Origin of the sequence: Oceanobacillus sp. FSL W7-1304 (genome assembly GCF_037969805.1) — a bacterium.
Lineage (GTDB): Bacteria > Bacillota > Bacilli > Bacillales > Amphibacillaceae > Oceanobacillus > Oceanobacillus profundus.
Genome location: NZ_CP150211.1, coordinates 3,386,867 through 3,413,424, shown reverse-complemented (window position 1 = coordinate 3,413,424; position 26,558 = coordinate 3,386,867). Strand labels below are relative to the sequence as shown.

The following is a 26,558-nucleotide window of genomic DNA, read 5'->3' as shown; positions in this document are numbered from 1 at the left end:
GCATCTAATCTAGTGTTAGTAGATTAGATGCTTCTTTTATTTCATTCTGTTAGGCTTTCGCAGTTTTGTAAGCTGACGAATCCCCCGTAGTATTGGTTGGCGATTATGAATGGTTATCCCAGCTATTTCAGAAAACAGCTGGAATCCTATTAATATACATGCCAATACAGCTAATGATGATAATAGTGTCGCACTATTAAAGATTACAGCCATGATTCCAAAGAATACGCTAAAACCATAAATGATTAGAACAGAAGCACGATGTGAATACCCTCTTTTCATCAACTGATAATGGATATGTTTATTATCTGGTTTAGCAATCCCCTGATGATTCATCGTCCTTCTTATAATAGCCAGCAATGTATCAAAGACCGGAATGGCAATAACAATAATCGGTATGATAAAACTAAAGAACGCTACATTTTTAAATAACCCAAGCATCGATACAACTGCGATCGAATACCCAAGAAACAATGCTCCTGTGTCCCCCATAAAAATCTTAGACGGATGGAAGTTGAAGAAAAGAAAACCTAAAGAGCTTCCAATCAAAATAACACATAAAGCCACTACGATAAATCTGAAATCTGTTACAGCCATTATGAGAATGCTGATTAAAGCAATTATAGAAACCCCAGCAGCCAGTCCATCTAAACCATCAATTAAGTTAATCGCATTAGAGGCTGCCAAAATCCAAAAGATCGTCAAAGCAATTCCGACATATTCATTTAAAAACACAGTTCCAGTAAATGGCAAGGTCACCTTATCAATAATTAATCCAGATGAGACAACTACTACAGCAGCTGCAATCTGACCACATAATTTATAGGCCGCTCTTATTTCAAACATGTCATCAATTATTCCTGTTATCAGCATAATAAACGCACCAAGTATAATTGCATTCATCTCTGGGCTAGCAGGCTGTAAATACCAAAAACCTGCGGCTGTACCGATAAAAATACCAAGCCCACCCATACTCGGTTTAGGACCTTTATGCATTTTACGATTATTGTCTGGCTTATCAACGATATTAAATTTAAAGGATAGTTTTATAATTAAAGGTGTTACAAGTAATGCTGTCCCGCAGGAAATTAGAAATGCTATAAGCAATTCGCTTATGTTCCACATAAGTGTGCACCTACTTAGTAGTTTGATATAGTCTTATTTATTTTAACATATATGATATAAATGTGAATGATAATAATAACAAGATTTTGTTTCTTATATTTTGTTTCTTATATATAGGAAACTATGAGTTCAACTTTCTTATTGAGATAGATAGAAAAAAACCGTACCTGACTAGGTACGGGTCTTTACTAATATAGAATATTACTATTTATACTGAACAATATTGAAATGGAATAAAGGATTATCCAATTGACTATACATGTTCTTAATAGTATTTACTTGTTTTGTAGCCCAAGCAATATCAGTTGCATATTGTGGGTAACCAGGATTGGCCGGATTCCAACGCATTTTATAAAGTGTATTTTGATTGTATGCATTATGGATGTATCGTTCACCTATAAATTTAGCTCCACCTACGATTGCATCTTCTGGTGTAAACCACTTTTCTCTATAAGCTCTGATTGCACCTGCAGTGCGGGCGTTTCCATCAACTGCACCAATACCAAACATATTATAAGTTGGTTTTATGGACGTTAGAGTAGTTCTATTACTGGAGGTTACTAATACTGGGTTTCCACTCTTGTTTAGACCTACTTCGATTCCGTTAGCTAGATCTGATTTTCCATGGCCTGTTTCAAGTAAGGCATGGGAAATCAAATAAACCTCATTAACTGCATGCTTTTTAGCAGCATTAATAAACGCCTGGCCTTCACCATCGAGTATTCCTTTCCCTTTTAAAACATTGTTCAATGAAGTAGCTGAAACTCCAACACTTTCTGAAAGTACAAGATGTTGAAACATATCATTATTATTTGGATTCAAATAATGAAGGACATCAGCACGCGTAGGGTTCCGCCAAGAACCATAATCTATTTGATGCCAAGTACCGCCTTCTTTAACAATATTTACTGTCGTCCCCTTAGGAATTACTCCATATTTATGGCTGGAACTATTCGCTTCAGCTCTCACATTAACATTTGCAGTTGTAATTGCAACTAAAGCATTAGGGTTTGCAAGTGATGAATGTACATATAAAGTTGTTCCGTTATATAATAATTTATACCATATTTTACTACCTTGATGAAGAGCACCACTAACCTCATCAAGTATTATAACACTCGTTCCACTATTTACCGTATATACAATATTATTATTAAAATCCGGTGAAGTACGAAGTCTAACTCCATTATCAGTTATTGCTCCTGTTCTTTCAATATTAACATAGTTACTATGAATATACGCAGGTTCGTTTCGGTATTTATCTGTTTGCTGTAACTGATTCATCTGAATATTTAAAGCTTGCTCTAATGTTACATCCGAATAATAAATGGTATTTCTATTACTATAAACGTCGTTTAACTTGTTTATGGTTACTTCATCTACAATTCCATGGGCTTTTAAGCCATTGTCTTCCTGGAATTGTTTTACACGTGTCTCGGTTAAACCCCCAAAGACCGGACCCTCTGCTAAGCCATTATAACCCAATGCATTAAGCATTTTTTTTATCTCTGTAATGAATGGATTACTCTTGCCTCTTTGATATGGACTATTATATATGTCGTTTAGCTTTTGTTGCGTCTTTCTATCTGCAATGCCTGTTTCGGGTAAACCATAATATACTTGGAATTGTTTCACTCGGGTCGCTGTCCAACTACCATAGTTTCCTGTTTCAGCTATACCATCAAAACCTAAAGCATTCAATTTTTGTTTGATTAGGATAATTGCTGGTTTATATATCTTTTCTAACAATGAAATTGTTCGTTCATCTGCAATTCCATGGGCTTTTAAGCCATTATCTCTCTGGAATTCTTTTACACGTGTCTCGGTTAAACTTCCAAAGACTGGACCCTCTGCTAGACCATCATAACCCAATACATTAAGCATCATTTTAATTTCTGAAGTGTAGGAGTTACGCTTCCCTTTTTGATATGGGCTGTTATAGACTTCATCTAGCTTCTGTTGCGTTTTTTCATCCGCAATCCCTGTTGCCGATAAACCATAATATGCTTGGAATTGCTTCACTCGGGTCGCTGTCCAATTACCATAGTTTCCCGTCTCAGCTATACCATCAAAACCTAAGGCATTTAGCTTTTGTTTGATTGGAATAATTGCTGGATGATTGTCACCAACTTGAAACTCGTTTTTATTATAAGCTTCTTCTAGCATTGAAATGGTAGGTTCATCTGCAATTCCATGGGCTTTTAAGCCATTATCTCTCTGGAATTCTTTTACACGTGTCTCGGTTAAACTCCCAAAGACTGGACCCTCTGCTAGACCATTATAACCCAATACATTAAGCATCATTTTAATTTCTGAAGTGTAAGAGTTACGCTTCCCTTTTTGATATGGGCTATTATAGACTTCATCTAGCTTCTGTTGCGTTTTTTCATCCGCAATCCCTGTTGCCGATAAACCATAATATGCTTGGAATTGCTTCACTCGGGTCGCTGTCCAATTACCATAGTTTCCCGTCTCAGCTATACCATCAAAACCTAGGGCATTTAGCTTTTGTTTGATTGGAATAATTGCTGGGTGATCGTCGCCAACTTGAAACTCGTTCTTATTATAAGCCTTTTCTAGCATTGAAATGGTAGGTTCATCCGCAATTCCATGAGCTTTTAAGCCATTGTCGCTTTGGAATTCCTTTAAACGTGTCTCGGTTAAACTTCCAAAGACCGGACCTACTGCTAGACCATTGTAGCCCAATGCGTTAAGCATCTTTTTAATTTCTGTTGTGTATGAGTTACGCTTCCCTTTTTGATATGGACTGTTGTAAACCTCATTCAGCTTCTGTTGCGTTGTTTCATCTGCAATCCCTGTTGCCGATAAACCATAATATGCTTGGAATTGCTTCACTCGGGTCGCTGTCCAATTACCATAGTTTCCCGTCTCAGCTATACCATCAAAACCTAAGGCATTTAGCTTTTGTTTGATTGGAATAATTGCTGGATGATCGTCACCAACTTGAAACACTGTCTTATTATATGCCTTTTCCAGTGTAGAAACGGTAGGCTCATCGGCAATTCCGTGGGCTTTTAAGCCATTGTCGCTTTGGAATTCTTTTAAACGTGTCTCTGTTAAACTTCCAAAGACCGGACCTTCCGCTAGACCACTGTAACCCAATGCATTAAGCATCTTTTTAATCTCTGTTGTGTATGAGTTACTCTTGCCTTTTTGATATGGGCTATTATAGACTTCATTTAGCTTATCCAACGTCCGTTGGTCGACTTCTCCAGTCTCAGGTAAACTATAATAAGCTTGGAACTCCTTTACTCGTTTAGCTGTAAAACTACCATAGTTTCCCGTTTCAGCTATACCATCAAAACCTAGAGCATTTAATTTTACCTTTATGGGAATAATTTTTTCATGATTATCTCCCTGCTTATAAGGTAATTGAATGTTAGTCGAAAATACACTCATTTTGAGGTTTGATTTTTCTTCCTCTTCCTCTTCCTCATTTTCTACTAGACTATCATTAGATTTTTCTTCTGCAGACTCTCGTTCCTCTTTTGATGCTGGTACTTCTTTTGATTCTGTTCCTTTTACCGGAGCTTCCATTGCTTCTGTAGAATCTACTGGATGAGTTTCTTCCTTGGAAGAAGGCTCTTTTACTTCGACTGTATTGTCAGTTATCTCTTCTGATTCTTCTGCATTAGACTGCGGTTCATCAGAACCTGTTTCAGCTTCTATAGATGAATCATCTACTCCCTCAGTCTCTTCTGCAATTCCACCAGAATCATTACTCTTTTCCAGCCTTTTTACATTTTCTTCTTCAACCTCTGAAACTTCAACTTTACTATTAACTTCTCTGGATGCATTAACTCCTGGAATACTAAAGTGGAAAAACATAAAAAATAAAACGACATAAGTAATAAATTTCTTCATTTTCACTTTAGTTTTTCACCTCCTTTTCAATTCTATTATATTATCGGCTATCCTCCATATTTTTTTAATACTTATCCCTGAATTCGACTTATTTTTTAAAATTCATGTAAAAACATACTAAGGTTAGTGGGTAAGGTCATCGACGGGCGACTTTACCCACTATTTCTTTTTTAAGTTATAGTGAGTAGTGAAAGAAAGTCCGACCGAAGCCTTAGGGGTTGAGAATCCGAATAAAAAACAGGGCTTCTTCACTTTCATTTTTGAATCAGGTTTAGTATGTTGGGGCCTAAGAGCTCGTGTATAGGAAATTGGAATCAAAATGAATAAGTGGAGATCTTTCATACAAACAAAGGAGAGAGGTAGTTGAATGGGAACAATAATGGCCTTAGATGTTACGATGGGGAAAAGCTATAAAGTTGTTTATGACGGTCAAAATTGTCTGTCTGAAGAAGAAGTGACTCACGATCAAATTGGTTTTCAGGAACTGATGAATGAGATTCAATCTCTTCCTGAAGATTTGATGCTTGTTTTTGAATCTACAGGTATGTACTCCAGACCAGTAGAAACATTTTGCCAAAAAAAATCAGTTGTACTATTGCTTATTAAATCCTCTTGCAGCCAAAAAGCATTAGAACAAGGATGTATTTGCATAACGCACTACAATTAAGTTTTCCAGAGTTTGAACAATTCTTTTCAAGCAGGGTTACACCATATGCCCTGACTCTGATTGATTTATTTCCACACCCTGAATTTGTATTACAAACCAGTAAAACAAAAATAAAGAATCTTTTGATGAAAAGTACCACCTAAATATATCGGAGAATCGTGCGAAACAAAAGGCAAGTCAAATTATAGAATATGCGAAGGAATCTTATCCAGCTGTTTCTTCAAACGGCGTTCAGACTCAAAAAGTCCAATATTACTCAAGGCAACTTCTTCATTTATTGGGAGAGAAAGAAAATATTTCTGCACAAATGATTACCAAAGCAAAAATAATTTCGGAGTTTGAGTTACTCGCAAGTATTCCAGACATAGGTGAAATTAGCGCAGCACTTTTTATTGGCGAAATCGGAGACCTTCCACGCTTTTCAGAACATAAAAAAGTCAACGCCTTTATAGGCATTGATATTCGAAGATATCATTCCGGAAAATATGCAGGCCACGATCACATTAATAAGCGAGGAAATCCAAAAGGAAGGAAAGTACTATATTTCATTGTTCGGAACATGATTCGCCAACAGAAAGCAGCACCAAACCACATTGTGGATTGTACTATTACAAGTTTTAAAAAACAACCTCATCCTAAAAAGGACAAGGTCGCGATAATAGCTTGCATGAACAAGCAACTAAAATGTATTTATTCCATGGTCAGGAACAATGCAAAGTACGATTACTCGCACAAGGTCTCTATGGACCACTAATTAATCATATTATATCACATATACTCCCTCAGAAAAAAATTCATTACTTGAGGTTTATTTATTATACCCAAATTTAGTCTAAAAGTAATTTCTAAATTAATGATATTAGACTTGACTAATCGTAGGAAAGAAGCTGGGACATAACAAAAATGATTAAAGTTAAAGACGAACGATGCATAAGCTTAGCGTAGGAAATATATGTAGACTCCAGCGGGAGGTAAGGCATAGGTGAGACACCCTAGTGCTATAGCACAAGGGGGCCCACCAGCCGCTCTGGGTGCGCGAGATATATTTCCGGAGCGAGTTATTTGCACCAATCATATTCGGTTTTTATTTCATAAAAATACTTTTGTCTCAGACTCTTCCAAGTACACATAAAATTTAATTATTTCTTTTTAAGGTTAAAAGATTTAGCAATGGCTTGTGCTGTTATTTTCCCTAATGAATTACGATAACTTTTGCTTATTAATAAATTATTCTCTCTTTTATTGTCTATAAACATATACTCCAAGAGGATTGAAGGCATCGAGCTCTCTCTAACAACATGGAAGTTTGCTTGTTTCATCCCTCTATCATTAATATTATTATTAGATTTTAACCAGTTGGCTAAATAAGTATGGATATCTTTTTGTCTATTCTTTGTTTCTTGGGAGACTGAACCATTGTATATGAAGGTTTCAAAACCAGTACCACCACCAGCATTGGTATGTAAACTTACAAAGTAATCTGCAACCCAATTATTTGCCATATTAGTTCTTTCTGATAGTTCAAGAAATATATCTTTTGTTCTTGATAGCATTACTTTCACACCAGTATAGCGACTTAACTCCTCAGCAATTCTAAATCCAATATCCAAGACTATATCTTTTTCTTTAAGTCCATGACCTGTACCACCAGGGTCTTGACCACCATGACCTGGATCAATAAAGATTTTTATAAATGATTTTTCAATCAACTGTAATGTTCTCTCATCCGCTATACCATTTACTGGTAAATTATTATCTTTTTGGAATTGTTTTAAGCGTTTCTCTGTTAAACTTCCAAAATTATTTGTTAAAGCAAGACCACTATAACCCAACGAATTAAGATCTCTTTTCAGTTCAATAACTTCTGGTTTTCTATCGCCTCTTTTTAAAGAAGTACTCAAGATGTGATCGATTTTTTCCAGAGTTATTTTATCACCCATACCATATTCTTTTAAACCATAATCCCTCTGGAATTGCTTTACACGAGTCTCGGTTAAACTCCCAAAATTATTTGTTAGGGCAAGGCCATTGTAACCTAGAGAGTTTAATTTTCTTTTTAAATCAATAACTCCTCGTTTTCTATCACCTTTTTTCAAGATATTGCTATTGTTTAACTTGGTTTCTATTTTTTTTATTGTAGGCTCATCTGCAATTCCATGGGCTTTTAAGCCATTATCTCTCTGGAATTCTTTTACACGTGTCTCGGTTAAACTCCCAAAGACTGGACCCTCTGCTAGACCATTATAACCCAATACATTAAGCATCATTTTAATTTCTGAAGTGTAAGAGTTACGCTTCCCTTTTTGATATGGGCTATTATAGACTTCATCTAGCTTCTGTTGCGTTTTTTCATCCGCAATCCCTGTTGCCGATAAACCATAATATGCTTGGAATTGCTTCACTCGGGTCGCTGTCCAATTACCATAGTTTCCCGTCTCAGCTATACCATCAAAACCTAGGGCATTTAGCTTTTGTTTGATTGGAATAATTGCTGGGTGATCGTCGCCAACTTGAAACTCGTTCTTATTATAAGCCTTTTCTAGCATTGAAATGGTAGGTTCATCCGCAATTCCATGAGCTTTTAAGCCATTGTCGCTTTGGAATTCCTTTAAACGTGTCTCGGTTAAACTTCCAAAGACCGGACCTACTGCTAGACCATTGTAGCCCAATGCGTTAAGCATCTTTTTAATTTCTGTTGTGTATGAGTTACGCTTCCCTTTTTGATATGGACTGTTGTAAACCTCATTCAGCTTCTGTTGCGTTGTTTCATCTGCAATCCCTGTTGCCGATAAACCATAATATGCTTGGAATTGCTTCACTCGGGTCGCTGTCCAATTACCATAGTTTCCCGTCTCAGCTATACCATCAAAACCTAAGGCATTTAGCTTTTGTTTGATTGGAATAATTGCTGGATGATCGTCACCAACTTGAAACACTGTCTTATTATATGCCTTTTCCAGTGTAGAAACGGTAGGCTCATCGGCAATTCCGTGGGCTTTTAAGCCATTGTCGCTTTGGAATTCTTTTAAACGTGTCTCTGTTAAACTTCCAAAGACCGGACCTTCCGCTAGACCACTGTAACCCAATGCATTAAGCATCTTTTTAATCTCTGTTGTGTATGAGTTACTCTTGCCTTTTTGATATGGGCTATTATAGACTTCATTTAGCTTATCCAACGTCCGTTGGTCGACTTCTCCAGTCTCAGGTAAACTATAATAAGCTTGGAACTCCTTTACTCGTTTAGCTGTAAAACTACCATAGTTTCCCGTTTCAGCTATACCATCAAAACCTAGAGCATTTAATTTTACCTTTATGGGAATAATTTTTTCATGATTATCTCCCTGCTTATAAGGTAATTGAATGTTAGTCGAAAATACACTCATTTTGAGGTTTGATTTTTCTTCCTCTTCCTCTTCCTCATTTTCTACTAGACTATCATTAGATTTTTCTTCTGCAGACTCTCGTTCCTCTTTTGATGCTGGTACTTCTTTTGATTCTGTTCCTTTTACCGGAGCTTCCATTGCTTCTGTAGAATCTACTGGATGAGTTTCTTCCTTGGAAGAAGGCTCTTTTACTTCGACTGTATTGTCAGTTATCTCTTCTGATTCTTCTGCATTAGACTGCGGTTCATCAGAACCTGTTTCAGCTTCTATAGATGAATCATCTACTCCCTCAGTCTCTTCTGCAATTCCACCAGAATCATTACTCTTTTCCAGCCTTTTTACATTTTCTTCTTCAACCTCTGAAACTTCAACTTTACTATTAACTTCTCTGGATGCATTAACTCCTGGAATACTAAAGTGGAAAAACATAAAAAATAAAACGACATAAGTAATAAATTTCTTCATTTTCACTTTAGTTTTTCACCTCCTTTTCAATTCTATTATATTATCGGCTATCCTCCATATTATTTTAATAATATCCATACCAACTTTTGTATATAAAATAGGGAATAATATTCTTTACAATAGGTATTATATTCACGTAATATAACTAATAGCTGTACTTACTAATAATCGTTGTTATAAACACCTTAGAAGGAGATACTATAATGGATTATTCAAAAAAAATACTTGCTTCTACAAGTAACTATAAAATTACGGCGTATACTACTGGTAACAGTCATAAATGCATAATAACATTTGGAGAAATCGATTCTAAACTAGATGAAACAGGTTTTGCAAGTAAACTGGTTATGTCAGAAGGGTATGATCATATTTATGTGGCGCAGAAGATTCATACTCAATACCAATTTTTATCAGATAAGAATTTCTTTAACATTATTAAAAATATAATTACCAATAAAGAAGTCTTTACATATGGTTCTAGCTTAGGAGCCTATTGTGCGTTATATTACGGCGGGGTAATCAATGCTAATATTTTAGCTTTAAGCCCACGTATTCCTGCTCATCCAGTAATCAATAAACTAATGGGGGGAATTTTTAAGAATAAAGGATTTCAACATAAAGAGTTAACAAACCTAAAGGTAAGCAATAAAGAAGTAAATATATTTTATGATAAGTATAATTATATTGACAATTATTATGTTAATATATTTATTAAGCAAGCATATCCAAATGCCAACTATTATCATATTTCAAATGCTGGGCATTATACTGCTAGAGCACTTCTTTTATCTGGCGAACTAAAAAATGTAGCGAAATTCTTTTTTGAAAACAAGGAATTGAAATTCCTCTTAAATAAAGAAAAGATAATTAAATGGCATATTGAACGAACTAAAAAGCGGTTAGATCAAAATAAATTATTTCACGCGAGGGAGAATATAGATGTATTACTTAACTCTTATAAAGCAAATGATTATGAAGTAAGAGAAATAATAAAGGAATACAGAGAAAATTTAATGTCGAGAAACGAAAACAAATGTAACAGGAGAAAGGAAAATACTACAATGAATATAAAAAACGAAACTACGACAACTAAACAAGATATCTTTAAAAAACATAATATTAATACCTCAAAAAAAGCATTTAGTAGGTTTAATGATGCAGGCTTACTTGATAATGTGGATGAGCCATTTTTAAGTGATGTAAATGAGTTCTGGAATAAACATTATGGCCAAAAAGTAGATCCTATTTTAAATTTAGCATTTAGGAATTTAACTAAGAATACTGATCCAAGAGTAATACCTAGTAGAATAATGTGGAATGAGTTAATTCCTTTTTTCAACGATATGAATATTAGGATAGGATATAGTGATAAAAACATATATGATAGAATGATTTACACACCTAATGCACCAAGAACAATTTTAAAGAGAGTTAGAGGGCATTACTTTAATACAAATAATGAAGATCTAAATACCAATCAAGCTCTTCAAGTCATGTTAGATTATAAAAATGATTTAATTATAAAACCTAGCGATACTGATAATGGGAAAGGAATAAAAAAAATCCATTATGAAAATAACCAGCTCTATTTAGATGAAGAAATCATTGAAATGAAGAGACTAGGAGAACTTTACGGATATAATTTTACTGTACAAGAAGTCATAAAACAGCACACTATTATGGCTAAACCGCATCCCGCTTCCGTAAATACATTAAGAATGGTTACCTTACGTTGGAATAACGAAATAAAATATCTCCTAACTTTTGCGAGATTTGGAGCAAATAATTCAGTGAAAGATAACGCCGGAACGGGTGGATTATGTATTGGTATTACAGATGAAGGTGAATTTTTAGATTTTGCAATTGACGAGAATTGCAAAATATATACTACCCATCCAACAACTGACTATAATTTTAAGGATTATGCAAAAATTCCGGATTTCAATAAATATAAAGACTTCGTGATTGAATTACACAAAAATATTTTACATCATGACTTTGTATCTTGGGATATTGCAGTGGGTATTAATAATGAACCTATCTTTTTAGAGGCAAACTATAGAGGTGCAACTTGGCTTTACCAGCTCGCTGCTCAAAGACCTTTATTTGGTGATCTTACAGAAGAGATATTAGAGTACGTATCTAAGGAATTAAAAAAGAAAGATATAAATAAAAATGTCAAATCTAGTTCAGCTAACAATAAAAATAAAAAATTACAAATGCAAATCGACAAACTGTCTAAAGAAAAAGAAAAACTTAAGGCACAAATAACTAAGCAGGATAAACATATTCTAAATTTAACCAATGAAAACCATTCAATTAGAAATAGTAAAAGTTGGAGATCAACTTCTATTTTAAGGAAAATATCTAAAAAGATGAACTGATAGGAGTGTAATATTAACTGTGTAAGTGAGAGAACGTACGGCTCTTACTTTGCAGTTAATTTTTTTATTGTTAGAATAACAATAAAAAAATTGTGAGGTTATTCTATTGACTAAGTTGAAGGACATCAAGGTGCCAAGAAATCGTGACAGTTCTTTTAATCCTAAACAATCCCCAAACGAAAAAAAAAGCGTCTCTTCAATTGAGAATAAAGTGATTTCCATATACGCACGTGGTATGTCGAAGCGAGATATTTCTTCCACGATTGAGGATATCTTTATGGTTCTCAGTGTACCATCAATTGGTATCCGATATTACAGATCAGATTCTATCTGAGCTAGAAGAATGGAAATCCTGACCGTTAAGTAACTATTATGCCTTTGTTTTGCGGATTGCATGTACACAATGATTAGAAATCAATTTGAAACGAAGAAATATGACGTTTACACGATTTATGATATACCATAGAGGGCAATAAAGAAATTTTTGCTTTATGGGTTAAATGAAGCGGAAAGCACAAATGGATGCAGGTTTTCGATGATATCAAGGCGAGAGGAGGCGAGGTTATTTTCATTATATTCACGGGTGGGTAAGTGGTTTGGAGGATGGATTGCGTGCCATTTTTCCGAATATCATTGTACAACGATGTATAGTGAAATTGATTCGTAATTCCATCAAATACGTTCCTAGTAGGGATTATAAAGCATTCACCAATGCCTTAAGGATTGCCTAAGTGCTTCTTTTGAAGCTTTTCAACAACAACGGGCTGCCTATCCAGGAAGCTATTGATGTTTGGACAAGAAACTTCCACCATATCAAGCAACTTTATGATTATGGGAGTCCTATTCGGAAAGTTATGTACACGACCGACTCGGTAGAATGTATTCATTCAAGCTTCAGAAAAGTAATCAAAAGAGGAGCATTCCCCATGATATGCTCCCCTTAAGGTAGACAGATTAAAAAGTAAAAATCTGTTTTACCTTAAGGGGAGTTTCTTATGTCCAAAAGATCTCATTCAAGTGAATTTAAATATGAAGTAATAATGGCCTACAATAATGAAGATTATACAAGGAAGGAATAAGTGGATTAAAGGAATCAAGACCTGGAAAAAATATTCTAAGGAAGTAAAAGAAGCAGCTGTATCTGATTATTTGTCAGGAGAGACTATTCTTATAAAGAAGTTATCTGAAGGCATCATATTTCAAGTGATTCTGTACTCAATAGATGGATAAATCAGTATAATGTTCATAGAGAATTTAAAGATACGGGAAAAAGGAGAACACGTTCTATGACTAAAGGGAGAAAAACCACTTGGGAAGAAAGAATCGAGATAGCTGTTTACTGTTTGGAGAACGAAAAAGATTATCAAGAAGCCACAGATAAATATAAGGTTTCTTATCAACAAGTTTATCAATGGGTAAAGAAGTATGAAACAAAAGGTGTAGAAGTGTTAAAGGACAATCGCGGGAGAACAAGGAGTGAATCCGAACTATCGCAAGAAGAGAAAAACAAACTAGAGATGAAGCGATTAGAATTTGAAAATGAACGTTTGCGTGCGGAACTTGCCTATCTAAAAAAGTTAGAGAAAATCGAAAGGGGGCGGAAATAAATCCAGTAAGATTTGAACATAAATATATGGCAATACAAGAACTTCATGTGGAGGAAAATCTGTCGATTTCCCTTCTTTGTGAAATTGCAGGGATCGCAAGATCTGCTTACTATAAATGGTTAAATAGAACGCCATCTGAACGTGAACTACAAAATCGGGAAATTGTAAAAGAAATGGTAACTCTTTATGAAAAAGTAGAGGGCATCTATGGATACCGTCGAATGAAGGCAAATATGAACCGTCTATTTAAAGAGAAATTTCAGCAAAAACTAAATCACAAAAGAATATATAGATTAATGAAAATCACTGGATTACAATCTGCCATACGTAAAAAGAAGAAGTGTTATAAACAATCTATCCCCAAACATGTTGCGGAGAATATCTTAAATCGCAATTTCAAAGCAGAAAAACCAAATGAAGAATGGGTTACGGATGTGACAGAGTTTAAGTACGGTGCGTTGAAGAAAGCATATTTAAGTGCTATTCGTGATTTATATGATGGATCTATTGTCAGCTATGTTTTTGGACAACGAAACAATAATCGACTTGTTTTTAAAACGCTGGATCTGGCAACAGCCACATTGAATGATAAAGACCATCCACTTATTCATAGTGATCGTGGTTTTCAATATACTTCCCAATACTTCCCACGGATTTAATCGTCGGATAGATAAGGCAGAGATGACACACAGTATGTCTCGTGGTGGAAAGTGCATTGATAGCAGCCCATTGGAATCATTTTGGGGACTCTCAAATGGGAGAAGTACTATTTACATAAGTATGGAACGTTCGAAGAACTGAAAAAGGCAATAATAGAGTACATTGTTTTTTATAATCATGATAGATATCAAGAAAAATTAAACGACCACAGTCCTATTGAATACAGGGCTATGGCCGCTTGAATTAAATTTATTATTTCCACTGTCTACTTGACAGGGGGCAGTTCACCAACAAGAACGCTCTATTAAAAGTATTATTTTTAGGGGTAAAAGAAAATCGTAACAAAATGGGAAGGTGGACATATTAAAAACACGGCAATAGTTATGAACCAACTTCTTCTCCACAAGATTTAAAGAGAGGGATTTAAAATACAACTTACACACTTTATTTGACAAACCCTAAATAACCGATAAAAGTTAGTTCTAGAATACACTTTCGATTAAATTTAATTCTTTAGCGCCCTCAAGCTTTTCCATTGATGTATCAGAATAGAGTATCATTATACTTCCATATTTACTTAGATATGACTGAATTTCACTCCCAATTATAGCCAATTAATTTCATTTACTGTTTAATCTGCGTTTGCATAATATATTTGTAATACTCAGTCCTTAGCATAGCTGCCTCTGATCTAAGTGGAGTGGTTGTTGGAGCACCATTTACTTCAAATAAGTATAAATCACCATTTTTATCGATTGCCACATCCATTCCCATTGACATTAATTTTGTTTTTCTTAGTTCCTCAATTTTATTAGGCAAAGATAGCGCCAATTCGTTTAGTTTGTTAATTATCTCTTCCCACTTCTCCCCAAAATTCGATTTTAAAAATGGCTCAGGATCACTAATTCCCCCTCCCTGGTTCACATTAGAGATTACTTTTTGACCAATACCAATCCTTATGAAGTTCCGAGCACTTACCCATTTCCCAGCACCATTTTTCTCTACATGGACCCTACAATCAAATGGGTCTCCTTGAAGTGTTCTGGATGAAATATATTTTTGTATAATATATCTTTTATTCTCAATTGATTCTTTAAAAAAATACATTAATTCATCTTTAGTTAACTTTTTTTCCTTTTTTTGATATCCAAGTATATAGGTGTTATTTTCTTTCTTTAAAATAAAAACACCAAATCCACGCTGTCCACCTATCGGTTTCATTACAATAGTTGAATATCTTTCTAAATACTCTTCCACATTATCAAACTTATCAGCACTAATAGTAGGTATTACCAAGTGTTCAAATTTCTTATCCTCTTTTAGCTTTATTTGTAATTCAGCTTTACTCAATCGACTAATACGATCATCAGATAAAAGCGTCTTAGATCGCAGATAATCCATTATACGTCTGTTTTGAGCTTTAAAACAATAAGGTGATATATCGATAAACTTTGGTAAATCTGTCTCGACAGTTACCCATTTATTATCGATTAACATTTTTCCTTTTACTGTATCATTATTCACATTCACATCTCTTGGCCGTAAGTAAATAAGATCCATTCCTTGATACTTACATAACATTGCTGTTAACCTAGCCATATCCGTTGGTTTTATAAAATTCCTCATTAATCCGACAATCATACTGTGCTCCTTTTTTTGCTATATTATTATTAATTCAGTTAAAACAGTTATTACATTATCTTATTTCAAAGCCTATTTTTACCGGTTTACTTCGTTCTTTTTCAACTATTTTTGTGATATTTGTTTTCACAGGTGACTCGTTAATAAGAATTTTCCTAAACTCATTTATCGAATCTACAGAGCCTGAAACAACTATTGAAGTTTCACCATTTTTTAAATGCATTATGTATCCATTTAAATTTAAGTTTCGTGCTCTTGCCTGCACCCAGTTTTCGTAATTAACACCACGTAATTTACCAGTGAGTCTAAATCGCGTTGCCATCAACTCTCCTTTTGGCACATTAGGGATTGTAATTTCCTTTATAATGCCTGATCGGAATGTTTCAAACACGTTCTGTATATCAAAATAATATAACGGTTGGTTATCCAACTTATTACTTATAGTTTCAGGAAAATAATAATCAATTATTTTTTTGGGGACATCTCTTGCTTGTCCTTCCATTGGAAACAGATGAGTTCTTATACTAGGCTGGGTGTTAACTTCAATAACTACTCCAGTTTTATTTTGCTTGTTAAAAAGAACGTCTACACCACCTTGAAGTAAACCTGGTATAGATTTGATAGCCTTTATCGCATTCATTTTTACTTCCTCAGTTAGTTCATCTGTAACATCAATAGGATCTCCACCTGCTGAAATATTATTTTTCGTTTTTAGATTAACCCTTTCTCCATTATTTGGGACATTGTCTAATGTATAGCCTTGCATATTTAATATGTCTATCATTTCTTTGTCGATCTGTATAGGTCGTCTAAAAAGCGCTGGGTTTTTGTTCCTCTCTAGTAATTTCTTTTCTAATAATTGTTTAATTGAATTAACACCATCGCCGATTACATTAGCTGGTATTCTATATATAGCACCTACTACATCATCTCCAATTACAAAAAGACGATAATCTTCACCTTCAAAAAACTTTTCAACAATTAGTTCTTTATAGTTTAGTTCATACCTAACATGCTTCAAAGCATCTTTAAACTGTTTTTCACTCTTTATATTTGCTATAACACCCTTCCCTCCCTCACCGTTTGAAGGTTTAAGTACAAGCGGGTATCCAATTGTTTTTGCGTAATTTATAATTTCCTCATCAGCATTTTCTTTTCGAAATATCTCTCCTAGTGGAATAGGTATTCCTGCTTTAGACAAGTATTGTTTTGTTAAATCTTTATTCACGCAAATTTTAATTGCTTCTTTTGTTATAAGTCTAGTTCTAGAACCTATAAACCGATGCTCTTTCCCATTATACGTTAATGAATATTCAATACCTGCTTTTTTCCAATTCCTCCTATTATTAATAAACTTTAAGGTCAAGCCTCTTCTCCATCCCTCTAAAGCAATACTGTACATAGTTACAGGATAACCGTGTGCTTCTCTTGGAATTGAATCTATAAGGTGTGATAACCACCTTTTTTTATCTTCCATTTTTCAAACATACCACCCTTCTATACTAATTGATAAAAATGTCAAATAAAACATTACATAATCAGAGCTAATACATTATATTGCTAATCAAACACATACCTTAAGCTTCATGAAATGAATGTTACATGTTCTTATATCAAAACTCTTTATCATTTTCATTCTAACATTTCACTACCACTGTCGTAATCAGGGTAATACTAGTAGAATATAGACTCTGAATAAGGCTTTATTTATTTCTCTTAAATTTATGACCTACTAAAGACCTGATATCTACTTACACTAATCTAGGTAGTCAATTCCAATTATGAACATGAGATGAAAATAATACTGCTATCCACTTTCTTATAAATAGAGAGCTCTTCCATATATATAATTATTTTTGATCTTTAACCATTCCTCCAACTTTTCTAAGTGGAGCTGTAAATTTCCATGATGTACTATTCAAAATATGTTGATTATCCTTCTCAATTCTATCCTTTTGCTTCTTCAATCTCTGCAAATCCTTATCCATCTTCCTTAAAGCATACTGGACAGATTTAATATTTGATGTGTTATATTGCTCTGATATTTCAAACCCAACCGTTACTGGATCTTCATAGCTCTCTTCATTAATTTTTAATACGTTAGAGCCTTGAGGATACTGTTCAATAATTTTTTTAAAGCCGCTAACCGTTTCTTTATCTGTTCCAGCAACTACAATCTCAATTTCATCAAACACTTTGCTCTTTACATAGCCGTGTAAACTATGGTCAAGTGCTTGCTGTTTCAACCAATTATGGAAATTATATCGTTGTACATCCCCATAGACCGTATATTTCCTAGAATAAAGTCTGCCTATCGGTGCAGGAGCTACCTCTACTTCAAGTGCTGCTCTATTTTCCAAAGGCTCCAAAACAGTTATTAAATCAAAATAAATCTTTGACTTATCTGTATTTGTTCCCTTTGTTTCAGGAAAATAGTAATCAATTATTGCTCCAGGAATATTTCTTGATTTCCCTTCAATTGGAAACAGTGCACCACCTATTTGTGCTGTTGGGTTCAACTCGATTACAACTACAGATTCAGCAACGTCTTCACCTTCATTTACAATGATATCGACACCAGCATGTGGAAAGCCAGGAATAGCTTTTAACGCATCAATTGCGACTTGCTTATACTCTTCTGACAATGTATCCGTTACATCAACCGGATCTCCACCAGATGATACATTTGTTTTTTCCCTCAAATAGATTATTTCACCTTTTTCTGGGATACTTTCCAGTGTGTAGCCGGCATCCATAATAAAATCTAGAATCTCATTATCGATATGAATTAAACAGCTATTTAGTCGCGCATTTTGCTTTCTCACCTTATTTTTCAGATCAATTAACTCTTCAATGGTGTGCTCCCCATCACCAGTAATATTTGCAGGAACTCGATTATATGCTGCTATTACCTTATCTCCTACAACGTAAACACGGTATTCTTTACCTACTACATACTGTTCAACAATTACTTCATCATAATCTAATTCATGACGAACATAATGAATTGCTTTTATTAACTGCTCTTCATCTCGGATATTTGTTACCACACCATTACCTAAACTTGCATTTGTTGGTTTTAATACAAGCGGGTAACCTAACTCATTACTGTATGCAATGATTTCTTCGTTCGTTGCGTCTGGTGCAAAGCCTTTTCCTTTTGGAACAGGAACACCTGCTTTTTCAAGATAAATCTTCGTGTCATCTTTTTCAGACCCTATTTCAACTGCTTGATTAGTAACAAGATCTCCTCGTGTTCTAAAAAAGTAATGTGTCTTTTTATCTGAGCTTAATGAAAACAATCTACCTGGAGGGTTAACCCCAAAAATAATCATATCTTTGAAATGATCCGAGTCCTTTGTATACCATTTGAGCTTCAAACCTCTTCGCCAGCCTTCCAGGGCAACTGCAAAAGCATCTAATCGAGTTTTTCGAGCATTTCTCACAATATCATTTGTAAGCTGTGGCAAACTAATTCCCAGCTGCTTCTCTTTCATTTCCATTTCCTCCTATGTAGCACCCTGTTAGTTTTTTAATTTTTTTGTGATTGATCCTACGAATCGAATTGGCATCGTTGCTTTCCAGGATAAACTACTATAGTACTTTCTGCGTTTCAATTCTGCTTTTTTTAGTTCACGTTCTGTAGCTTCAAGCTCTTGCTTATACATCTTTAGATCTTCAATTTGCGTTTTTAAATCTGTTTTAATTTCAAAGCCGACTTTAATCGGTTCGTAATAGTCATCTACCTGTATTTCAAAGACTTGTCCTCGTTCTTCGTCTTCCCAAAATCCATTTTTAAAATCATCTACCATTTCTGGATCAGTGCCACCCACGACAACCTCAATATCGCCTTCTTCAAGTGTCATGATATAACCGTGCAGAAAACGTTCAAAGGCTTGTTTTCGCAGCCCACGATGGTACCCAATATCGAGTACATCTCCACTTACTATATACTTTTTGGTATATAGTTTTTCTTGGGGACATGGAGTTACCGTAGTAACAAATGCATCTCTTGATTGCAACGGATCAAGCACATCATGGAAATCAAAAAATGTATTTACTTCAGCAGTATTTATTCCTTTAGTTTCTGGAAAATAATAATCAATGATTGCTTTTGGAATGTCTCTTGATTTACCTTGAATTGGATAGAGCAAACCACCTAGTTGCGCAGTTGGATTTAGCTCAATAATATAGACATTTGAATTATCCTGATGTACAATCAGATCAACCGCACCATGTTCAAGACCCGGAACAGCATGCAATGCCTTGACTGCCGCCTCTTTTACATATTCAGGCATCTCATCCAATGCATCGATTGGATCGCCACCTAACGAAATATTCGTTTTATCACTAAGCACAACATGTAATCCTTTTTCCGGAATTGTATCGAGTGTGTATCCTTTTCGCCCGATAAAATCTTCCACTTCTTCATTCACAAGAATTGGACAACTTACTAATCGAGGGTTAAGTCCTCTTTCCTCATTTTTAATTTCAATTAATGCTTTAATAGAATTTATTCCATCAGCCGTAATATTTGGTGGAATCCGGTTCATCGCTCCAACAACCTCATCACCAACAACATACATGCGGTACTCTTTACCTGGTATGTATTGTTCCACAATTACGTCTTGGTAACCAAGATTTCCACGTACATATTCCAATGAATGCTCAAATTCACCACTGCTATTAATATTAGAGATAACACCTCTGCCGAAGCTGCCATCAGTAGGTTTTATCACAACTGGAAAACCTAAATGGGATACGTAATCTACTATTTCCTCATTTGAAGCTTCTTCTGTAAACTGCTTGCCTTCTGGCACAGATACCCCATTTTTGAGTAAGGCTTGCTTCGTCTTTTCTTTATCTCGTCCAGTATCTACAGCTTCATTGGTTACTTTGTCACCTCGTGTGCGAAAGAAGTAATGTGTTCTATCTTTCGAACTTAAAGAAAATAATTGCCCAGGTTTATCTACAAACCATGTCTTCATCTCTTTAAATTTTTCAGAGTCTTTTACATGCCATCTAAGTGTTAGACCTCTTCTCCATCCTTCGAGCGCAACAACATATGCATCTAATAAGTTCCCATGTGCATCTGAAACAATTTCATTGGAAAGGTGTGACAACCATTCTGCACGATTCTCTTCCATCTGATTTCCTCCTACATTCCACCATTTCAATCTTGTAAATAAACATTCGTTTTTAAATTCGTATAATGAATAAATTCCTTGCCATTTATCAAATCATTGGTTAATCGACCTTGTGCCTCTATAAAATAATCTCCTAGCCATTTATCTGTCGGAATATCAAACTCATCGTAATTTCCTGGCTTTGGTGTGAATTCTCCAAACACCAATCCCTCATCAGACCTTAGAAAATCGATTCTTATAAAAGGAGAAGGTATTTCAGCACTAATCGCTGTGGCCATCTCAATTTCAGCATTTGTTACGCCTTGGCCTTTAAATAAGCTTTCATCATATTTTCCAGTTCCAATTCGTTCACCTGATGCTGTCCACCAGCAATGCTTTATTTCCGGGTAGCGTACAATTTCTAAGATGAGCGCTACTTTTCCATAAAAACAATAAAACTTAATATCGCGGGCAGGTATTTTTTTATCTTTGTCTTCAAGTATTAGTTCCTCGAAGAACCATTCATTATTGCTAACTCGACCGGATTCTATGTCTCTCTCCATATTTTTCCTTAAAACTTGCCAATTAGCAATTGTCTTTGATTGTTTGATATCTATTATATCATTATTATTATAAACGAGATATACACCGCGAGCACCTGCTCCATCATTAGGTTTGATTGCTATCCCATTCTTTTCAGGGATTTCTTCTAATGTGTACGTGCGCTCCGAAATCTCTGGTGTTCTTATATTTAATCGATTCATAAATCGGTATGCAACCTTTTTATCATCCAGCAGCATTTCTGGTAATGTTCCCAGCAGCTGATGCTCCCGCATGCGCATATTTAGACTGGCACGGTAAGAGGAAGCCGGTTTTAATGAAATCTCTTCCTCTGAAAGCCCTGACCTGATCATGAACTCTGGAATATCTTCTACTTTTAGCCCGGACAGGAGCTTTGGATAAACAAGCTGTTTATATGCCTTCTTCTCATGCATAAATAAACGAGCGGCTGCCTTTAATAGATGATTGTAATTTTCATCATACGATTGCTTTCGCTCCATGACATCTTCCATGAACGCTATTAATGTGCCTTCGTTCTTCTTTTCCTTTGCCATTCTCCATAAATGATTATAATCTAGCTTCTCAGATTCTAATTTAAGCGTGTTTATTATTTCCTTTGCAGCATATAATTCATGACGAATAGATTCAACCTCGTTTTCTAAATCCATTATTTGTGGATCTTGGCTTGCATGCAATACGTTACGAATCGAAGCTGTTTGTTTCCATGTCTTGCTTTTTTTTATTTGCTGTATCTGTTTTTCACTATTTTTAATATCGGCTTCTGCCTTTTTAATCGCTGCTTCTGTTTTAATCAATCGTTTGATTAATTCCTCATTTTTATGTTGCTTTTCTATCGAAACAGCGTTTTTTTCCATATCAAGCTGATTATCATTACCTTCGTTCATCCAATCATCCACCTTTGCCTTATTCCAGTTTGAATGGATTCTCATCCACCAACCAATTTTCTATAAAGGATGCAAATGACATTTGATTCCATGATTTTTCACTCATCCAGTTTTCAGTGGATAATGGAATCGATTTTAATTCTTTACGATGGTTTTCCAACAAGTTATCGCGGACTTCCTCACTAATTGGGTACCACTTTGCTTTTGTGTGCGTATATTCTTCGATATGCCTGGAGCACCTTCGAAGATTGTAACTTTTATCCCCCCTATTTCCAGGAGGCTGGTTAATAATAATTCGAACAACCTTTGCATCTAGATTCGGTACATATCGTTGCTTTTCCTCAAAGATAGCGGGATCGTTCACAATTAAAATGTCACAAGAAATCCGTTCTCCGTATACGAGCATTTGGACTGAATCGCCATCAAGCAGTTCTCTGATAGAATGATTTATTTCTTTTGGCATTTTCAAATCATATTTCCCCATTTGAATCAGCCCTGTTCGCATACCCATTTCTTGTAATGCCTTTATTTGTAGAACGATATATTGATCTGGCTTTGATCGTAAGTCCGAGATGAAGACGATATCGAAATGTCGCTTTCCGAGTTGTTTTTCTTCCCTCTCTGGCCACATCGGCTCTGGCACGGGATACCGTCTTATTTCGGGTTGGATAGGCATGTAGAATGTGTCTGTTTGATTATGGTAAAACCGATAACTTTCAGCATACTCTTTGCGTGCCCCCATTAAAAATCCATTGTACCCAAAAGCAGAGCTTGCAGTTAGTGAACCAGATGATTGCATTGGAAATGATAATGGTCCTGTTTTTAAATCCACTACAGCTTCTTTACCGAAGACAGCAATTAAACGATTTTTAAATTCACTGTCTGCCGCGAATCGGACTCTATCCCAGTAACCAACCTTTTCAAGCACAGGTTCCCTCCTAAACATAATCGATGACATGTTTGAGAAAATATATCTCCCTGGCATACCTCTTCGATAGGGCTTAAGTTCTTCTGTCAGTCGTGCATGCTCAGAGGTGTTTGCAATGATATCTTTCTGTTCCATTAAGTGATTCATTTGTCTTTCAATCTTTTCTGGATGCGACCAATCATCTGCATCATTAATCGTTACAAATTCGCCTGTTGCCTGTTGTAAAGCAATGTTGCGAGCTATATAGGGCCCGCTATTCTTTGGTGTAGTGAGCTGTTTTACTCTTTCGTCCATTGTGGCATATTCCGCAATCACTTTTGCTGTATCATCTGTACTGCAATCATCTACAACCAATATTTCAAGGTTGTCCCACGTTTGGGCCAGCATGGATTCAACCGCTACACGAATTCCCGATTCAGAATTATAAGCAGGAATGATAATCGACACTTTCGGCCCATCTGCTGCATGCTTCCTTTGAATCGGGTTGGTTCTTAATCTATAATAAGCACCCGTGCCAGCATCAGGTGACAATGTAATCTCCTGCAATTGATATAGATCCAAGCACTTATTGATCCACTCAACTCTACCTTCAATCGTTCTTTCTAAATTCGCTGCGGCTACATACAAATCTGCATGTTTATCTGAAACGAGCAGATTTGTAATAAGTCTCATTCCCTTTTCTTGTTCACCTAGGAGTTCATAGCTTTCTGCCTTTAGTATCGCCGCTTTTCTGAGAGTCTCTTGGTTATTCTCTTTATCCATTGAAATAGCAATATATTTAAGAGCCATGCTTGCACTATCTTTCGTAAGCTTATTCGCATACCATAAGGCTAGCTCCCAAGCGATTGCTTTTTTCAAATAATTATTATCGGTAGTTACGAGCAATTGTTGTAAATCGGCTAAAGCTTTTTCAATAAACCCTAAATCGTATAGATGCTTTTTGTATTTTTTCAGTTGATTTTCGGCATGTTTTCTTTTATATGCTTTGCTGTAGACCTGCTTGATATTCCTTCTGCCTAATGCATAGGCTGGAATCGATCTAATAAGGGATTTCCCTTCGCGTTTATACTTTGCCAGTTTTTTTATCAGGTGCTGTGCCTGCATAAATTCGCGCTTATATTCCATTAAACTCTGCTGCTTTGCTTTCTTTTTGGCTAATTTTTTTTCTAAGTCTGCTTCTAATTCAGCCAATTGATCAGCTAATACAGTATTCTGTTCTTCGGGCTTATTCATTTCAGTTTGTTTTTTCATCATATACCCAGCTCTTCTCCCATACATGTTCACTGAAGTTGATTTCACCTGACGCTTCTGTATGATGTTCTATCAAGGCATTCTTGATTTCAAGTGTTTCGGGATACCAGGTTCCCGATTGGTCAAAGTATTGCTTTAAGTGTTTTAAACAATTAGAAATATGATAGCCTTCATGGCTTGGTAATTCGTTCACAATAACATCTAATGACTTTGCAAAAACAGTGGGTACGTACCTTTGATATGCTTCTAAAACAATCGGATTCAAAATAATTAGCTTATCTGTTTGTATTTGTTCACCATATACAAGCATTTGCAATCTATCTTCATCAAGCATATTGCGAATGGAATCATTTATTGTTTTAGATGGAGCAACATTGTATTGATTGATTTGCACGAGACCAATTCGTCCGTCATTTCTCGCATAAATTTCCTTAATGTAGCTGATTTGCTCCTCATTAATTATTCGAAAATCCGTCGCAATTACAAGATGAAAGAAGCGTTTGCCGTCCGTTTTTCCCTCTCGTTTCGGCCACATTGGCTCTGGAACTGGAAAAACTCTAGTTGTCATTGGAAAAGGATAACGCAGTGTCTCTGCTGTATGATGGTAATACTCCAAAGCTTCTACATATTCTTTTCTTACACCCATGAAAAAGCCGTTATATCCAAATGCAGAGCTCCCTGTAAGCGATGTAACGGACTGTCTTGGTAATGATAGTGGACCTGTTTTCAAATCAACATAGCTATTTTTTCCAAATACTTTAATCAGTCTTCGCTTAAATTCACCATCTGCCGCGAATCGTACACTGTCCCAGTAGCCAACTTTTTCAAGAACTTGCTTGCGTCTAAACATAATAGACGACATATTTGGGAAAATATATTTTCCTGGCGTACCTCGACGATATAGCTTCAGCTCTTCTTCCGTTAACCTTGAATGCTCGGATGTATTTGCAGTAATATGCTCATGCTCAAGCAAATGTTTTACCTGTATCTCTATTTTTTCCGCATGTGACCAATCATCTGCATCATTAATGGTGACAAAATCTCCAGTTGCATGGTCTAACGCAATATTTCGAGCAACATATGGCCCACTGTTTACCGGGGTTGAAAGAGCTTTTACGCGTGAATCCTTTTCTGCATATTCAGCGATAACTTTCGCTGTATTGTCCGGACTGCAGTCGTCAACAGCTAGAAGCTCAATATTTTGCCATGTTTGCGAAAGTATCGATTCAATAGCAACCCGTATACCTTCCTCAGCCTTAAATGCTGGCAGAATGACAGACACCTTTGGCCCATCCTCAATTTTCCGATCCAAAGCTATGGTTTGCAGGTCATCATATACTGGCGAGCGATCTGTTTGTGTAAATCCAATCGGTTGTAACTTATATAACTCCATTACTTTGTTGACCCATTCCATCCGTTTATCAAGAGCGTCTTCTAAATTAGCAGCTGCAAGATAAAGGTCTGCATGTCTCTGAGTCGAAAGCATGCCGTTAATAACTTCTTTGCCTTTTTCTAATTCATTGCACATTTCATGACATTCAGCTTGGACAATAGCAATTCGCCGTAATTGGTCCGCATCATTCTCGCCATTTTTAGCTGCTGCAATATATTCTAGTGCTTTTCCAGCACCTTCTTTTGTATATTGATTTGCGTGCCACAATGTTAGCTCCCAAGCGGCTAGGCGTTTTAGCTGTGGATCTTTTATGTTGGTATAATAATCTTCTAATGCGCCAAGCGCTTTTTCTGTAAACCCTAGATTGTACAGATGATACTTAATTTGTTTGAGCTTTTGTCTCTCGGCCTGTTTTCTTCCAGTTATTATTCGTTTTATTTGCTTCTTCTGCTCTTCTGTAAAAATGTCCGTCAGAGCCTTTCGCTGCTTTTCATTTAAAACGGTATATACAACCCAGTCAACAGGGGCTAAGACTACCTTTTTCATTACACGAATCACTTCTTGTCACCACCAAACG

13 protein-coding genes and 2 pseudogenes are annotated in these 26,558 nt (G+C 35.6%); 5 read left to right on the top strand and 10 right to left on the bottom strand.

Annotation, left to right across the window (positions count from 1 at the left end; all coding sequences use genetic code 11):
- Nucleotides 1-36: 36 nt before the first annotated feature.
- Together NYE61_RS16990 and NYE61_RS16985 are read right to left on the bottom strand one after the other, a co-directional pair.
- Entirely contained in the window at nucleotides 37-1,125 is a 1,089-nt protein-coding gene (locus NYE61_RS16990; protein ID WP_095307952.1) for an MraY family glycosyltransferase, read from the bottom strand.
- 204 nt (nucleotides 1,126-1,329) lie between these two features.
- Entirely contained in the window at nucleotides 1,330-5,010 is a 3,681-nt protein-coding gene (locus NYE61_RS16985; RefSeq protein WP_339316088.1) for a peptidoglycan-binding protein, read from the bottom strand.
- A 367-nt stretch (nucleotides 5,011-5,377) separates the two neighbouring features.
- On the opposite strand from NYE61_RS16985, the gene NYE61_RS16980 reads away from it, so the two are divergent.
- Entirely contained in the window at nucleotides 5,378-5,677 is a 300-nt protein-coding gene (locus tag NYE61_RS16980; protein ID WP_303451390.1) for a transposase, read from the top strand.
- 277 nt (nucleotides 5,678-5,954) lie between these two features.
- Nucleotides 5,955-6,431 carry a transposase gene (locus NYE61_RS16975; RefSeq protein WP_303451387.1) on the top strand — a complete coding sequence of 159 codons (477 nt, stop codon included), beginning with the start codon at nucleotides 5,955-5,957 and terminating at the stop codon, nucleotides 6,429-6,431.
- A gap of 385 nt (nucleotides 6,432-6,816) precedes the next feature.
- On the opposite strand, the gene NYE61_RS16970 is transcribed toward NYE61_RS16975, so the two are convergent.
- The gene (locus NYE61_RS16970) at nucleotides 6,817-9,525 is read right to left on the bottom strand and encodes a peptidoglycan-binding protein (RefSeq protein WP_339316085.1); all 2,709 of its coding nucleotides are present in this window, start codon (nucleotides 9,523-9,525) and stop codon (nucleotides 6,817-6,819) included.
- A gap of 203 nt (nucleotides 9,526-9,728) precedes the next feature.
- Here NYE61_RS16970 and NYE61_RS16965 point away from each other — a divergent pair, with 203 nt between their 5' ends.
- From NYE61_RS16965 to NYE61_RS16955, 3 genes and pseudogenes are all read left to right on the top strand, one after another.
- Nucleotides 9,729-11,909 carry a sugar-transfer associated ATP-grasp domain-containing protein gene (locus NYE61_RS16965; protein WP_303451185.1) on the top strand — a complete coding sequence of 727 codons (2,181 nt, stop codon included), beginning with the start codon at nucleotides 9,729-9,731 and terminating at the stop codon, nucleotides 11,907-11,909.
- A gap of 121 nt (nucleotides 11,910-12,030) precedes the next feature.
- Nucleotides 12,031-12,835, top strand: a pseudogene (locus NYE61_RS16960) (transposase); the annotation flags it as partial.
- A 69-nt stretch (nucleotides 12,836-12,904) separates the two neighbouring features.
- Nucleotides 12,905-14,418 (top strand): annotated as a pseudogene (locus NYE61_RS16955) (IS3 family transposase).
- Nucleotides 14,419-14,800: 382 nt separating this feature from the next.
- Here the strand turns inward: NYE61_RS16955 and NYE61_RS16950 are convergent.
- The 7 genes from NYE61_RS16950 to NYE61_RS16920 form a co-directional block, all read right to left on the bottom strand.
- Nucleotides 14,801-15,817 (bottom strand): YheC/YheD family protein, encoded by a 1,017-nt coding sequence (locus tag NYE61_RS16950; RefSeq protein WP_303451188.1) that lies wholly within the window; start codon nucleotides 15,815-15,817, stop codon nucleotides 14,801-14,803.
- 55 nt (nucleotides 15,818-15,872) lie between these two features.
- Nucleotides 15,873-17,294: an acylphosphatase gene (locus tag NYE61_RS16945; RefSeq protein ID WP_303451191.1), complete on the bottom strand. Its 1,422-nt coding sequence runs from the start codon at nucleotides 17,292-17,294 to the stop codon at nucleotides 15,873-15,875.
- A gap of 373 nt (nucleotides 17,295-17,667) precedes the next feature.
- Nucleotides 17,668-19,314 (bottom strand): acylphosphatase, encoded by a 1,647-nt coding sequence (locus tag NYE61_RS16940; protein ID WP_303451193.1) that lies wholly within the window; start codon nucleotides 19,312-19,314, stop codon nucleotides 17,668-17,670.
- A gap of 27 nt (nucleotides 19,315-19,341) precedes the next feature.
- Nucleotides 19,342-20,964: an acylphosphatase gene (locus tag NYE61_RS16935; RefSeq protein ID WP_303451196.1), complete on the bottom strand. Its 1,623-nt coding sequence runs from the start codon at nucleotides 20,962-20,964 to the stop codon at nucleotides 19,342-19,344.
- A gap of 26 nt (nucleotides 20,965-20,990) precedes the next feature.
- Nucleotides 20,991-22,409, bottom strand: a complete 1,419-nt coding sequence (locus tag NYE61_RS16930) for an ATP-grasp fold amidoligase family protein (protein ID WP_303451199.1) — start codon at nucleotides 22,407-22,409, stop codon at nucleotides 20,991-20,993.
- A 19-nt stretch (nucleotides 22,410-22,428) separates the two neighbouring features.
- The gene (locus tag NYE61_RS16925) at nucleotides 22,429-24,591 is read right to left on the bottom strand and encodes a glycosyltransferase family A protein (protein WP_303451202.1); all 2,163 of its coding nucleotides are present in this window, start codon (nucleotides 24,589-24,591) and stop codon (nucleotides 22,429-22,431) included.
- Nucleotides 24,572-26,527 (bottom strand): glycosyltransferase family 2 protein, encoded by a 1,956-nt coding sequence (locus NYE61_RS16920; RefSeq protein WP_303451205.1) that lies wholly within the window; start codon nucleotides 26,525-26,527, stop codon nucleotides 24,572-24,574. Before NYE61_RS16920 ends, NYE61_RS16925 begins: the two co-directional genes overlap by 20 nt.
- Nucleotides 26,528-26,558 lie beyond the last annotated feature (31 nt).